This is a genomic window from Thalassospira mesophila, from assembly GCF_002115755.1.
GTDB classification, from domain to species: Bacteria; Pseudomonadota; Alphaproteobacteria; order Rhodospirillales; family Thalassospiraceae; genus Thalassospira; species Thalassospira mesophila.
In genome coordinates, this window is sequence record NZ_JFKA01000003.1 from 248427 (window position 1) to 261304 (window position 12878).

At 55.3% G+C, this 12878-nt stretch carries 13 protein-coding genes; 5 read left to right on the forward strand and 8 right to left on the reverse strand.

Features of this window, described 5'->3' with window-relative positions; translation table 11 throughout:
- Nucleotides 1-73 precede the first annotated feature (73 nt).
- From TMES_RS09090 to TMES_RS09100, 3 genes are all read right to left on the reverse strand, one after another.
- Complete coding sequence (locus TMES_RS09090) at nucleotides 74-934, reverse strand: sulfurtransferase (RefSeq protein WP_085581680.1); 861 nt, start codon at nucleotides 932-934, stop codon at nucleotides 74-76.
- A 128-nt stretch (nucleotides 935-1062) separates the two neighbouring features.
- On the reverse strand, nucleotides 1063-1776 hold the full coding sequence (locus TMES_RS09095) for an alanyl-tRNA editing protein (protein WP_085581682.1): 714 nt from the start codon (nucleotides 1774-1776) through the stop codon (nucleotides 1063-1065).
- Nucleotides 1777-2010: 234 nt separating this feature from the next.
- Nucleotides 2011-2415, reverse strand: coding sequence for a nuclear transport factor 2 family protein (locus TMES_RS09100; protein ID WP_085581684.1), 405 nt, complete (start codon nucleotides 2413-2415; stop codon nucleotides 2011-2013).
- Between the two features lie 114 nt (nucleotides 2416-2529).
- Here TMES_RS09100 and TMES_RS09105 point away from each other — a divergent pair, with 114 nt between their 5' ends.
- Complete coding sequence (locus TMES_RS09105; RefSeq protein ID WP_085581686.1) at nucleotides 2530-3315, forward strand: helix-turn-helix domain-containing protein; 786 nt, start codon at nucleotides 2530-2532, stop codon at nucleotides 3313-3315.
- 27 nt (nucleotides 3316-3342) lie between these two features.
- Here TMES_RS09105 and TMES_RS09110 read toward each other — a convergent pair whose 3' ends face one another.
- Entirely contained in the window at nucleotides 3343-4527 is a 1185-nt protein-coding gene (locus tag TMES_RS09110; protein ID WP_143589613.1) for a PA0069 family radical SAM protein, read from the reverse strand.
- A gap of 118 nt (nucleotides 4528-4645) precedes the next feature.
- Here TMES_RS09110 and rfbB point away from each other — a divergent pair, with 118 nt between their 5' ends.
- The gene (gene rfbB / locus TMES_RS09115; protein WP_085581689.1) at nucleotides 4646-5698 is read left to right on the forward strand and encodes a dTDP-glucose 4,6-dehydratase; all 1053 of its coding nucleotides are present in this window, start codon (nucleotides 4646-4648) and stop codon (nucleotides 5696-5698) included.
- A gap of 135 nt (nucleotides 5699-5833) precedes the next feature.
- A complete protein-coding gene (locus TMES_RS09120; RefSeq protein WP_245835286.1) occupies nucleotides 5834-6472 on the forward strand; it encodes a LysE family translocator in 639 nt (212 codons plus the stop codon).
- 155 nt (nucleotides 6473-6627) lie between these two features.
- Here the strand turns inward: TMES_RS09120 and TMES_RS22785 are convergent, their stop codons facing one another.
- The 3 genes from TMES_RS22785 to TMES_RS09135 form a co-directional block, all read right to left on the reverse strand.
- Nucleotides 6628-6786: a hypothetical protein gene (locus tag TMES_RS22785; RefSeq protein WP_158091215.1), complete on the reverse strand. Its 159-nt coding sequence runs from the start codon at nucleotides 6784-6786 to the stop codon at nucleotides 6628-6630.
- A 1-nt stretch (nucleotide 6787) separates the two neighbouring features.
- Nucleotides 6788-8362: an L-lactate permease gene (locus TMES_RS09125; RefSeq protein WP_085581693.1), complete on the reverse strand. Its 1575-nt coding sequence runs from the start codon at nucleotides 8360-8362 to the stop codon at nucleotides 6788-6790.
- Nucleotides 8363-8689: 327 nt separating this feature from the next.
- Nucleotides 8690-9709, reverse strand: a complete 1020-nt coding sequence (locus TMES_RS09135; RefSeq protein ID WP_085581697.1) for an LLM class flavin-dependent oxidoreductase — start codon at nucleotides 9707-9709, stop codon at nucleotides 8690-8692.
- Nucleotides 9710-9873: 164 nt separating this feature from the next.
- Between TMES_RS09135 and TMES_RS09140 the strand changes: the two genes are divergently transcribed.
- On the forward strand, nucleotides 9874-10413 hold the full coding sequence (locus TMES_RS09140) for a P-loop nucleotide/nucleoside kinase family protein (RefSeq protein ID WP_085582074.1): 540 nt from the start codon (nucleotides 9874-9876) through the stop codon (nucleotides 10411-10413).
- Between the two features lie 22 nt (nucleotides 10414-10435).
- On the opposite strand, the gene TMES_RS09145 is transcribed toward TMES_RS09140, so the two are convergent.
- A complete protein-coding gene (locus tag TMES_RS09145; RefSeq protein WP_085581699.1) occupies nucleotides 10436-11344 on the reverse strand; it encodes a LysR family transcriptional regulator in 909 nt (302 codons plus the stop codon).
- A 120-nt stretch (nucleotides 11345-11464) separates the two neighbouring features.
- Here TMES_RS09145 and TMES_RS09150 point away from each other — a divergent pair, with 120 nt between their 5' ends.
- Nucleotides 11465-12754, forward strand: a complete 1290-nt coding sequence (locus TMES_RS09150) for an MFS transporter (RefSeq protein WP_085581701.1) — start codon at nucleotides 11465-11467, stop codon at nucleotides 12752-12754.
- The last annotated feature ends 124 nt before the right edge of the window (nucleotides 12755-12878 follow it).

A 12878-nucleotide genomic window follows, 5' to 3' on the forward strand; every position in this document is an offset into this window, starting at 1 on the left:
ATCCCCGTCTATGTCGCGCAGGACATAGTGGTTCGGGGGCGTTGGGGCAGGGCCAAAACATCATCGGTTTATCCTATTTCGGCTGGCCCGATGCGCGCGGGCTTTCGGGGCGCGATGTCCATTCCGCCCACGATCCGTCATAAACGGCGGTATGTTTTTTACCGGCAATATAGGCCCCCATGGCCAGCACACAGGCGGTCACACCCGACCCGCAACTGGTGACCATCGGTTTATCAAGGTTCACCCCGGCCTCGTTGAAAACGGCCTTGATGTCGCTTTCATCCTTAAAGGTGCCATCGGCATTAAGCAGTTTTTCATACGGCACATTAAAGGCCCCGGGAATACGCCCCGGCGCTCCCCAGATTTCATCGGCCGTACCTGCAAACCGCCCGGCAGAACGGGCATCGACCAGCTGTTCGCGCCCGGTATCAACATTGGCCAGCACCTGGTCATATTCGCGTAGCAAAAAGCTGTTGGCGCGCGCGGTGAAATGGCGTTCGCGCGGCGGTGTGGCGGCATCGGTTACGGCGTGGCCGTCGGCCTCCCATTTGGGCAGGCCACCATCTAAAACAACAACATCGTTATGGCCGAAATGGCGCAACATCCACCACGCCCGGCACGCGGCCACGGCCACACCGGTTTGCGCATAGATAACAATCCGTACCCCGTCGCCAAGGCCAAGTTTGCGCACTTTGGCCGAAAATTTAATGGCATCGGGCATCATATGGGGCAGGGGGGCGCTGTCGTCGGCGGCGATATCGTCGATATCAAAAAAGACAGCACCGGGAATATGTTTGGCCTCAAAAATGGCGCGCGGGTCCTTGCCGCTGCCAGGCATATACCAGCTGGCATCAATCACGCGCACATCAGGGGCGTTCAGATGCTCCGCCAGCCACTGGGTGGAAACCAGCGCGTCGGATTTGGGATCACTCATGGTCAAGCTCCGGTTTGCAATGGTGGGTATTGCATGTCCCCGGTCGTTTCCGAAGATCATTTTTTTTAAAGGTACGAACCCGGCTTATTAAATTTTCCGGGCCGTTCAGACAACCAATTCTGGAAACTTTATTGGGCTTCGTCAAAAACAATATTGATGCGGCGGTTCTGTCGGCCCTTCTTTTCTATTTTTGACACCCGAACCCGGCCAATTTCCGACGTATTACGCACATGGGTGCCGCCACAGGGCTGAAAATCGATGCCTTCAATGGTCACCGTTCGTACCGTTTCCCCGTCCATCGGCGGTTGAACCGACATGGTGCGTACCAGTTCGGGGTTGGCTTTCAGCTCGGCAATGCTGATTTCGCCATCATAAACATCGGCATTGCGCGCCAGCAAGGCGTTCAGTTTTTCGGTTAATTCATCCTTGTCCGGGCTGCCGTCCATGTCAAAATCCAGCCGGGCTTTGTGGCTGGCAATGTTGCCGCCGGTAACGCCGCCATCAACAATTGAACATAAAACATGCAGGCAGGTGTGAAACCGCATATGGCGATGGCGGGTTTCCCAGTCCAGCACCGCGCGCACCGTGCTGCCCACTGGCGGCAAGTCGTAATCATCGGCAATCACATGCAATGGCGTGCCCGATTCGCGGTCTTTTACCGTAATGGTTACCGGCAGTTCATTGCCATCGTCCAAAACCAGCATGCCCTTGTCGCCAGCCTGTCCGCCACTGGTGGCATAAAAAACCGTCTGGTCCAGCGCAATGGCGCGATCATGGTGGGCAACAATGGTGGCGGTGCAATCTTGCTGGTAGGCATCCTTGCGAAACAAAAGGTCGGTCATTCAGCGCTCCCTGTTTTCCGGGTGTGGGGTGCCGGATTTAGGTTTCTATGTGTTTGGGAAACCATCGTGGCGCGGCTTTGGCGGGCCTGTCGAGGATAAAATTGCTGTTTTGCGGGCAAATCGTTAGCACCTCACAATTTCAAGGCGCCGGCGCCCCGCCTGAATGGTTTTGAATGTGTGGTTCGGGCGGGGGCATTAAACGCCCGTTTCGGAAGTTTTCAGTTGTCTGAGGGTCTATGCGCGATCAATGCGCGATCCGATATCGCGGTCTGCGGTGCTACCGCTGATCAGGTGGGTTAATTCCTCGATCCGGGATATTTTGCCATCGCGCAGGGTATAAAACGCAATCACCTTAATTGTTATCTGGCTGCCATCCTTCTTGTGGGCCGTCACGATATGAATGTCGGCAATGGTGTTGTCGCTGGCAACGATGTTTTCAAAATCAACATCAACAGCGTCAAGGGTGCAGCGCAATGTTGCGGCATGGTCAAGAAAACCTGCAAGGTTCAGGGTCTCGCCATCGACAATTTGTACATAATCGCTGGTGAAAAACCCGGCCAGTTCCTCAAGCGATGTTGCCGGGTCTGCCAGTGCCGCAAACAGGCGATGCAAAAGCTGTTTTGCGTCTGTTTTGGTCATGATGGGGCGTCCAGTGGGGGCAATGGCCCAATGCCAATTGCCGGTTGCTGGAAATTAGGGATATAAATTTGGCTGTGCTAACGTATTAATGCCAATCAATACGGATTTAAGGCCATGGCAGATGAGTTGATCGATCCGACGGTGTTTGACCCTGAAAACGCGCCGGTTTCCATTCGTGCTGTTTTGCGGCGAAGCTCGGTTATGCGCGAAACCGCGTTGCACCGTCACGCCCCCGGGCAATTGATTGGCACGCTAACAGGATCGATCCGCATTGAAACAAATGCGGGCAAATGGGTTGTCCCGGCCATTCATGCCGCGTGGGTGCCGCCCCACCACGACCATGCCATGTCTTCAAACGGGCCGTTTCAGGGATGGAGTGTGCATATCCCGCCCGCTTTATGTGCCGGTTTGCCAGCATCACCACAAACGATAGCGGCCAGTGATGTGTTGCAGGCCGCCATTACCCGTGTGGCAACATGGCCCAATGGCCCGCAAAACAATGCGCAGCACCGGTTGGCACAGGTGATTGTCGATGAAATTGCCATGGCACAAAAGGTGGCCTTTCATTTGCCCGCCCCGGGTGACGCGCGTTTGCAACGCATTGCCCGGCAAATAACCATCGATCTGGCAAATAACCGAACCATGGCACAATGGGCGGATTGGGCCGGAATTGCCCCGCGTACGTTAAGCCGCCATTTTGTCACTGAAACCGGTTTCACTTTTCAGGCCTGGCGACAACGCGCACGGCTGTTGGCGGCACTGGAAATGCTGGCATCGGGCATGGCGGTAACCACCGTGGCGCTGGATCTGGGGTATGACAATATCAGTGCCTTTATTGCCGCCTTCAAAAAAACCTTCGGCAGCACACCGGGGCGTTATCTTGATATTCAGGGCCTGTAACCCGCGCAGTGCGGCATCGAACGGCCCTTAAAACAGCGATAATTGCCCGTTTGCACCGGGGCGGACAAAGCCGCTGCAATCCAGGTTAAGCGACCGTCCGGCCATGTTGTGCTTGCGCCGGGCCAGGTTAAATCGCTGGGCAATCAGGTCGGCTATCGGGCCACTGCCGCGCATGCGGCTGCCAAAGTTCGCGTCGTATAATTTGCCATCGCGCATTTGTTTGATCAGGGAAATCACCTTGTCGCGGCGGTCCGGGTAATGGTTTTGCAGCCATTCATCAAACAGATCGGCAATTTCCAATGGCAATCGCAACACAATATGCGACACCGATTGCGCCCCGGCCTTATGGCAGGCCGCGACCAGATTTTCGATTTCATTGTCATTTAAACCGGGAATGATCGGCGCGCATAAAACGGTTACCGGTATTCCGGCATCACTCAGCTTTGCAATGGCATCCAGCCTGCGGTGCGGGGCGCCGGCGCGCGGTTCTAACAAGTTCGATAGCCGGTTATCCAGCGATGTCACCGATACTGCAACCGAGGCCCGGTTTTGTTTGGCCATGGGGGCAATCAGGTCGATATCGCGGCAAACCAGGGCGGATTTGGTAATGATTGAAAACGGATGACGGCAATCAGCCAATACCTGGATAATGTTGCGGGTCAGTTGTTTTTCACGCTCGACCGGTTGATAGGGATCGGTGCTGGTGCCAATCACAATGGGGGCAGGCATATAGCTTTTGGCAGCCAGTTGTTTGCGCAAAAGGGCTGGGGCCTCGGGTTTCCAGAACAGTTTTGTTTCAAAATCCAGCCCCGGCGACAGGCCCAGATACGCATGTGTGGGCCGGGCAAAACAATAAACACAACCATGTTCACAGCCGCGATAGGGGTTGATGGAGCGGTCAAACGGCACATCGGGGCTTTGGTTGCGGGTAATCACGCTGCGCGCGCCATCCACACCCAGCGTGGTTTTGACACGCGCCGGGGGAAAATCATCGTCGCTTTCCACGCCCGTGCCGCGATCAATATTTTCCATTAACCAGCCGTCGTCATAGGCCTGATGGCTGAGTTTTTCATAGCGGCCATTGTTATTGGAAATCGCCCCGCGCCCTTTTTGCGCCCGGGCGGGAAGCACGGACGGATCGAGAGCCTGCCGGTTGTGGGCGGCTTCAAAATCCTCGAACTCGGATGATGGGGCGGCGGTTGGTTTTTCCATGCCGCCAATATAGAACAAACAATGAACATTGCAATCGCAAAACCCTATTTTCGCCTTTTGCGGGCCATGTTTGGATGATTGGCTGTCATCCGTCATTTTTAATTAAACGAGGGTTCCCATGCGCGTCGTTGTTACCGGGGGTGCAGGTTTTATCGGGTCGGCGCTGTGCCGCTATCTGGTGGCGCAATGTGGCTGGCAGGTTGTTAATATCGACAAGCTGACCTATGCCGCCGATCTGCGCTCGCTGGCCGAAATTGAAAGCGCACCGGGCTATCGTTTTGTGCAGGCCGATATAGCCGATGGTGATAAAATCAGCCGGGTTCTCGATGATTTTGCGCCCGACGCCATTTTGCATCTGGCGGCGGAAAGCCATGTTGACCGCTCCATCGACGGGCCGGGGGATTTTGTGCAAACCAACATTGTTGGGACTTACCGGTTGCTCGATGCCGCCCTGACGTATTGGCGAGGGCTGCCTGCGGATCGTCAGAAAACTTTCCGTTTCCATCATGTTTCAACCGACGAAGTTTATGGCTCCCTGGGCGCCACCGGCCTGTTTGACGAAACCAGCCGCTATCAACCCAATTCGCCCTATGCGGCAAGCAAGGCATCGTCGGACCATCTGGTGCGGGCGTGGCATCATACCTATGGGCTGCCAGTGTTAATTTCGAATTGCTCGAACAATTACGGGCCGTTTCAGTTCCCCGAAAAGTTCATTCCCCTGATGATTTTAAACGCGATGGCAGGCCGTAAATTACCGGTTTATGGCGATGGCAAAAATATTCGCGACTGGCTGCATGTCAGCGACCATGTCGCGGCCTTGCGCCTGATTTTGCAACATGGCGAAACTGGCGAAACCTATAATGTTGGCGGGCGCAACGAGGCCCGCAATATTGACATCGTCCATCAGATTATTTCCCACGTCCGCGATCTGTCGCCCAACCGCACCTTGCCCGGTGACGATGACATGATCGAATATGTCACCGACCGGCCCGGCCATGATCAGCGCTATGCAATCGATGCCAGCAAATTGGAAAACCGGTTGGGTTGGCAGGCGCATTATGATCTGGATCGGGGATTGCGCGACACGGTGGTGTGGTATTTAAGCCATCCGCAATGGTGGCAACCGATCCTTGATCGTAAATATGACGGCCAGCGTCTTGGCACTGCCTGAAAAAGGACCGCCGCGGTGCGGGGGGTGATAAAAAATTGCCCGTCGGCGCGGGTGTTCGCGTGAAGTCTGTTTCCGGTTTAAAAAATTTCGGCTAATCTTTGGCGGTAAATTGCAAACCGGCAAAAAGGTGCGGTTATGGCTATGGAATGGTCCCAGATTTTGACTTTTGCCCTGGTAACATCGCTTTTGGTGATGTCACCTGGCCCCAATGGCGTGTTGATTGCCAAAACGGTGCCAACATCGGGGCGCGCGGCGGGTTTTGCCAATGTCGCCGGGTTTGTCACGGCGTTTTATGTGCATGGTACGCTGTCGATTCTGGGTATTTCGGTCATTCTGGTACAATCGGCACAACTGTTTTTTGCCGTTAAAATGGTAGGTGCTGCCTATTTGTGCTGGGTCGGCATCAAGGCCCTGCGCGATGCCTGGCGCGGTGTTAAAACCATGGCCGAAACATCGCCCGCAAAGCGCAAACGCACCCTTGCCAAGGCCTATGGCGAAGGGTTTTTGACCAATGTGTTAAACCCCAAAGTCTCGATCTTTTATCTGGCCGCATTTCCGCAATTTGTGCCGATGGGGGCCGGGTCGATCAGTGCGGCTTATACGCTGGTCTGTGTGCATGCCGTGATTAATGCAGTGTGGTTTACGGCCATGATTTTGGTGCTGGCACGCTTGACCGGTGCGGTGCGCAATGGCCGCTTTCAGCGCGTGTTAAAGGCCGTCACCGGCAGTGTCTTTATTGCCTTTGGCATCAAGCTGGCAACCTTTCGCCCGTAAAATCAGGGGTCATCAGGCCTATCAGGGAGTGGTGCCGAACCGCCTTCAGCGATACCCGGCACCAAATCTGAATGATATTTCTATAATTGAAATTTAATTTCTTTATGAGTTAGAGTGGTGTGACGTGGCAGGGGGCAAGCGGCAAGCGGGTGTGGTTATTTGCGCAGCGCGATTAACGCCATCACTAGCACGAACGCGCCAAACAGGATATCGGCCAGCAGGTTGTCATGGCCATCCATCGCCAGAAACGATGCCACCGGCAAAATCAGCGATGCCAGGACTAAAAAGACCGGGTTAAAAAGCATCTTTTTCATATCAGTGGCCCCCCAGCGCCATCGTGACCAGCAAAATACCCAGTGCCCAAATCCCGCATAGAAATGTCAGGATCACACCGGTTTTTAAAACAACCGATAAAACCGGCCCTTCCTTACCCGAAAGTCCGACGGTGGAACACCCGACCATGATTTTGGACGGGGCCAACATGCTGCCCAGCGATGCGCCGGTGGCCTGTGCTGCCAGAATAAGGGCGGTGGAAAGGCCCGAAAGCTCGGCGGTGTGGCGCTGAAACATGCCAAAAACCACGTTGGAATTATTCGTGCTGCCGGTCATGAAAGCGCCCAGCGCGCCAATGGCCGGGGCCACCACGGGATAGGCAATGGCAAAGGAACCCGAAAACAGTTTTGATCCGCCTTCGGCCAGCGCATAGGTCATACCGGCATGGTCCATCATTAATGCCAGACCAATGACGGGCACCATGCCAATACTGGTGGGCAGGGCGCTTTTAAGGGTACGCTGGGCGAGGCGTTTGCCAATGCCGGGTGCATAACGCCCGCGCAGCTTGAAAAAGGTAAAGCTGATGGCGGCGGTATAAAGCAAAAGGGCACCGGGATGGCCAAAAACGGCAATCGCCTTGGCCTTTTGTGCCGCAATATCCCAGCCCTGCAATGTTTGCATCGCCGGGAAGGACAGGGTCAGTTCAATGCCGGATAAAAACCTGCCCACCGGAGCCACAAAGGTTGCCAGGCCTACAATCACCATAAAGACCAGATAGGGGGTTAAGCCCTCGATCAGGGGCATTTTTTGGGGTTCGTTCGATCCCGGTTCGGCAATATCGTCGGGGTGGGGTTTCCAGAACCGGGTGACAATGATCGATGCGATCAGGCCGGAAATACCGGCCGTTAACCCGCCCAGCGTCCAGACGCCGTAATTTGCCATTAAATACTGAACAACACCCATGACCCCGGCAATAATCACCAGCGGCACAATGCGGCGGCGAATGGTTCGAAACCCGCCATCCAGCCATAAAACCGCCGCCCCGCAGGTAAAGCCTGACAGGCCCAGCAATATCGCGGAATAGTGGGTTAGCTCGCTGCCGGGGATGCCGGTAACGCCAATCAGGGCTTCAAACGATGTTGCCATATTGCCAAACAAAACCGACCAGCTATGGCCGATCATGGGGGCGGCAACCGCAATAACCGGTGAAAACCCCATGCCCAGTAACAGCGGGGCGATCACGGCAATTGGCACGCCAAACCCCGCCACACCTTGCAAAAAGGTGGCAAAAACATAGCCCAAAATCAGCAATTGCAACGGCCGGTCATCGGTCAGTTTGCGAATGGCGGCACCGATGGTTTTAATCGCCCCGGCTTCCTCGGCGGCGAAATACAGGATCAATGCGGCCCAGACGATATAAAGAATATACAGGGCCAGCATTACGCCCTTGGCCTGGGCCACAATCAGTATATCGACCGGGGTGCCAAAGGCAAAAAAGGCGATGGCGGCGGTAATGAACCACGCCGCCGCACCGGCACGGGCAGCGCCCCAGTTTGCCTTGATCATTAAAAACAAAATGGTGGCAATGGGCAGGGCGGCCAGAATAAACTTGATCATCGGGAATGCGTGAACCTTTGGGAACAAGACGTTGCGGTTAAACGCAAAACCGTTTTAACCGCCCGCACATCATGTCCGATGCCTGCCATCTGCGCAAGATGCCGCAGGGGGCTTTTCGCATTATGGAAGTGGTTCGGGCCGATGGTATATTGGTTCGGGTCAGATAACACCGCGCGTGTAAATGTGGTATTGCCAGCATGTCCGGCGGCGGGGGACAATAAAAAGCCCGCCAATCCGTGTTATCGGGCTGGCGGGTTTTTATTGTCTGGCGATTATTTTAATCAAAGCAGATGATTATGATCTGTCTTTGAATTTGGGTCGCACAGCTCAGGCGCATTCGGCCTTGTCGGTTTTGGCGGCCAGTTCATCGCGAATTTCCGCCCCGATCTCAAACGATTTGAGGCGGGCGTCGTGGTCGAAAATATTGGCGGTTAAAATCAGTTCATCGACCCGGGTTTCATATAAAAACGCGCGCACTTTGGTGCGAACAGTATCGCGCGACCCAACGGCGGCATAGCGCATGGCGTGGTTAACACCGGCCTTTTCGACCGAATTCCACATCGTGTCCATATCCTTGACCGGGGCGGGTAATTTGCCGGGGTTGCCACGGCGCAGGTTCAGAAATTGCTGCTGCATCGATGTTGCCAGAAACTGGCCTTCTGCGTCGCTATCGGCGGCAAAAAAGCCCATGGCGGCGGCGGCGTAGGGTTTATCTAGCTGATCGGAGGGTTCAAACCGCGACCGGTAAAGGTCAAGTGCCTGCATTAAATAATCGGGTGCGAAGTGCGATGCAAAGGCAAAGGGCAGGCCAAGGCGTGCTGCCAGGTCGGCCGAAAACAGGCTGGAGCCCAAAAGCCACATTGGTACTTGCGAGCCATAACCCGGAACAGCGCGAATGGGCGGGTTGCCTTGCAGCGGAGCCAGGTATTGCTGAACCTGCAACACATCCTGAATAAAACGGTCTTCGCTGCCATGCATATCGCGGCGCAGGGCGGCAGCGGTGCGCTGGTCTGTGCCCGGTGCGCGGCCAATGCCAAGGTCGATCCGGCCCGGATAGAGGGCATCCAGAGTGCCAAACTGTTCGGCAATGACCAAGGGCGCGTGGTTGGGCAGCATAACGCCGCCAGAGCCGACGCGAATGGTTTTGGTGCCACCGGCCACATGGCCGATCACCAGTGATGTTGCGGCACTGGCAATGCCGGGCATGTTGTGATGTTCGGCCAGCCAATAGCGATAATAGCCCAGCTTTTCGCCCAGTTGGGCCAGTTCCAGGGTTTTACGCAAGGCGTCGGACGGATGTTCGCCGTCATTTACCGGGCAGAGATCAAGAATGGAGAAACGTGTCATAACAATATATCCTGTGGGGCGCAGGGCGTTTTTTGCCGCGCCAAATGGGTCTGTTAGGACCTAATTTAGGGTAAAAACGCCATAACGCCAGCACGACATGTGCGACAGGCATTATTTCAAGGTAAAATCAGGGGATTGGCGCGCATGGATTGGCGGTTTTGGGCATGCTGATTATTTTGGGTGGCCTGCCGGGATCGGGCAAAAGTACGCTGGCACATACGCTCGCCTCTCAGTTATCTGCCGTTTGGCTGCGGATCGACAGCATTGAACAGGCCCTGCGCGATGCCCACGATTTATATGGCAGCGGGTCGCAGGAAATGGGTTCGCTGGAAATGGGACCGCAGGGTTATATGGTGGCGTATCAACTTGCGGTCGATAATCTGGCACTGGGCCATTACGTGATTGCCGATAGCGTTAACCCGCTTGAAATTACCCGTGCTGCCTGGCGCGATGTGGCCCGCAAGGCAGGCGTGAAATATATTGAAATTGAACTGGTCTGTTCCGATGTTGCCAAACATCGCAAGCGCATTGAAACCCGGCAATCAAGCGTGGCAAATTTAAAATTGCCAGACTGGCAGGCGGTGCAAAACCGCGATTATCAGCCATGGCACAGTGGCCAACTGGTGCTTGATAGTGCGCAAAATACCGCCGAACAACTGGCAGGGCAGGTGATATCGCGCCTGTTTGATAACGGCGCGGCGTGATTTTGCGACGGGGTACAATTTTCTAACCCACCGATGCGATGGTTTGTTTTTGATCTTGCAGGGTGCTGTCGATAAAATTGCGAATGACGCTTGATGTTGTATCGCGCCGATAGGCCAGGGCAAGAAATGCGATGGGCGGAACATCCATAACAGGGCGGTAAACCACCCCACGCACCTGTAATTGCCCCATCGATGCGGGTACCAGCGACACGCCCAGTTCTGCCGCGACCAGATTAATCACGGATCCGATTTGCGGGGCGGACTGGCCCAGTTGCGGGTCAAACCCGGCATTGCGACAGGCATGGATTACGGTATCAAAATGGGTGGGGCCAACCTCGCGCGGGGTTAAAATAAACGGGTCGTTTTGCAACATGGCAAGGCAAACGGTGTGATGTGCCGCAGCCGGGTGGCTGGTTGGCACCACGGCCAGCATCGGCTCGTCGCCGAGATCATGCAGTTTGATATTGGTGTTTTCAACAATCTTCTGGCGCAGAAATATCGCGTCAAGATGCCCCTCGATCAGGTCGGTCAGAAGCCGGGTGGAATTGGTTTCGGTCAGGGTAAGCTTGACGGTGGGCCAGGCCCGGCGAAAGGCGCGGATGGCAGCAGGCACCACCGGGTTAAAGGCAGCAGAGCCGGTAAAACCGACATGGATGGAACCAACCTCGCCACGCGCAGCACGTTGGGCGGCATGGATGGCCTGTTCGGCCAAATCGGGGAACTGGCAGACGATGGCTTTAAAGGCCTGCCCGGCATCGGTTAATATTGCCCCATGCGGCACGCGATGAAACAGCTTTGCCCCAATTTCGGTTTCCAGATCCTTTATTTGCTGGCTGAGCGGCGGTTGGCCAATGCCAATGCGCTGGGCCGCACGGGTGAAATTACCTTCGTTTGCAACAGCCAGAAAATAACGGATATGGCGAAGTTCCATGGAGCGGTATCTCTAAAATATATTGAAAATGCCAGTAACATATATTGGACGGATGATGCCGTTGGTGCAACAATTTGGATAAAATAAAAACAGCGCCCTATCACCCGCCAAGGATTGAAAATGACAGACCAAAAGGCAGACCAGGACCTGCCATCGCGCCGTGATGCCAAATCGGCAACGCCAGCCGCAACGACCCGTGACGCCCAAAGCTGGGTCGAACCGGGCACGCCGGCTTATCGCCGGGTGGCGATGGCATTGTTTTTGGCCGGGTTTGCCACGTTTTCGCTGATTTATTGTGTGCAGCCCCTGTTGCCTGCTTTTTCGGACGATTTCGCCGTTAGCCCGACGCAAAGCTCGTTGGCGCTGTCGCTGACCACCGGGTTTTTGGCCTTTTCAATCTTGCTGGCAGGTGCCGCGTCCGAGGCGTTTGGGCGGCGGCGGTTGATGTTTGTGTCGATGTGTGCGGCATCGGTTTTAAATATTGCCGATGCCTTTATCCCCAACTGGCATGTGTTGCTGGTGGCGCGTGCGCTGGAAGGGTTTGTTCTGGGCGGGGTGCCTGCGGTGGCAATGGCGTATCTGGCCGAAGAAATCCATCCGCGCGGGTTGGGGCTGGCGATGGGGTTGTATGTGAGCGGCACGGCGTTTGGCGGTATGGCCGGGCGGGTTGGGGTGGGCTTGCTGACCGAATTTTCGTCGTGGGAAGTGGCATTGGGTGTTTTGGGCGGGCTGGATTTGCTGGCCGCTATCGGCTTTTTCATTCTACTGCCGCCATCGCGCAATTTTACCACCAAACCCGGCTTTCAACTGGCCTATCATATTGATGCGTGGGCAAAACATTTGCGTCACCCGGCCTTGCCATTCCTGTTCGTGATTGGCGCGCTGTCGATGGGCTGTTTTGTGACGGTGTATAATTACGCAGGGTTCCGGCTGGTGGCCGATCCCTATAATTTGGGGCAGGGGGCGATCAGCCTGATTTTCATGGTTTATTTATTTGGTATTGCGGCATCATCAATCGCGGGTGGTCTTGCCGACAAACACGGTCGTGGGCCGGTGATGGCGGTGGGCATTCTGGTGGCTTTGGCCGGTGTGGCCTTGACCTTGCTTGGGTCAATTTATGGGGTGATTGCGGGCATTATTGTTTTAACCAGCGGCTTTTTCATGGCCCATTCGGTTGCCAGTGGCTGGGTCGGGCGGATGGCAAAACAGTCCAAGGGCCATGCATCGTCGCTTTATTTGCTGTCCTATTATCTGGGTTCCAGCGTGATGGGGTCGATTGGTGGCTGGTTCTGGACGCATGGGGGCTGGTCGGCAGTGGCCGGTTTTGCCGGGGCGTTGCTGGTGATGGCCTTGCTGATTTCCGGGCACTTATGGCGTTATGCCCGCCGGGTTGAAACCCGGGCCGTATAAAGTAGATTGTGGAAATGCCTCGGACATAGCATAGCTTGAACTGATCCCCCGAAATTTGGACATTAACCTTCGGAGGGATGTCCAAATACACAACGATTTTCAAACATAGCGTCGTTGAATTCTA

Coding starts and splice junctions, on each gene's coding strand:
- TMES_RS09090 (WP_085581680.1), bottom strand. CDS start 934: ATGAGTGATCCCAAATCCGACGCGCTGGTTTCCACCCAGTGGCTGGCG.
- TMES_RS09095 (WP_085581682.1), bottom strand. CDS start 1,776: ATGACCGACCTTTTGTTTCGCAAGGATGCCTACCAGCAAGATTGCACC.
- TMES_RS09100 (WP_085581684.1), bottom strand. CDS start 2,415: ATGACCAAAACAGACGCAAAACAGCTTTTGCATCGCCTGTTTGCGGCA.
- TMES_RS09105 (WP_085581686.1), top strand. CDS start 2,530: ATGGCAGATGAGTTGATCGATCCGACGGTGTTTGACCCTGAAAACGCG.
- TMES_RS09110 (WP_143589613.1), bottom strand. CDS start 4,527: ATGGAAAAACCAACCGCCGCCCCATCATCCGAGTTCGAGGATTTTGAA.
- rfbB (WP_085581689.1), top strand. CDS start 4,646: ATGCGCGTCGTTGTTACCGGGGGTGCAGGTTTTATCGGGTCGGCGCTG.
- TMES_RS09120 (WP_245835286.1), top strand. CDS start 5,834: ATGGCTATGGAATGGTCCCAGATTTTGACTTTTGCCCTGGTAACATCG.
- TMES_RS22785 (WP_158091215.1), bottom strand. CDS start 6,786: ATGAAAAAGATGCTTTTTAACCCGGTCTTTTTAGTCCTGGCATCGCTG.
- TMES_RS09125 (WP_085581693.1), bottom strand. CDS start 8,362: ATGATCAAGTTTATTCTGGCCGCCCTGCCCATTGCCACCATTTTGTTT.
- TMES_RS09135 (WP_085581697.1), bottom strand. CDS start 9,709: ATGACACGTTTCTCCATTCTTGATCTCTGCCCGGTAAATGACGGCGAA.
- TMES_RS09140 (WP_085582074.1), top strand. CDS start 9,874: ATGCTGATTATTTTGGGTGGCCTGCCGGGATCGGGCAAAAGTACGCTG.
- TMES_RS09145 (WP_085581699.1), bottom strand. CDS start 11,344: ATGGAACTTCGCCATATCCGTTATTTTCTGGCTGTTGCAAACGAAGGT.
- TMES_RS09150 (WP_085581701.1), top strand. CDS start 11,465: ATGACAGACCAAAAGGCAGACCAGGACCTGCCATCGCGCCGTGATGCC.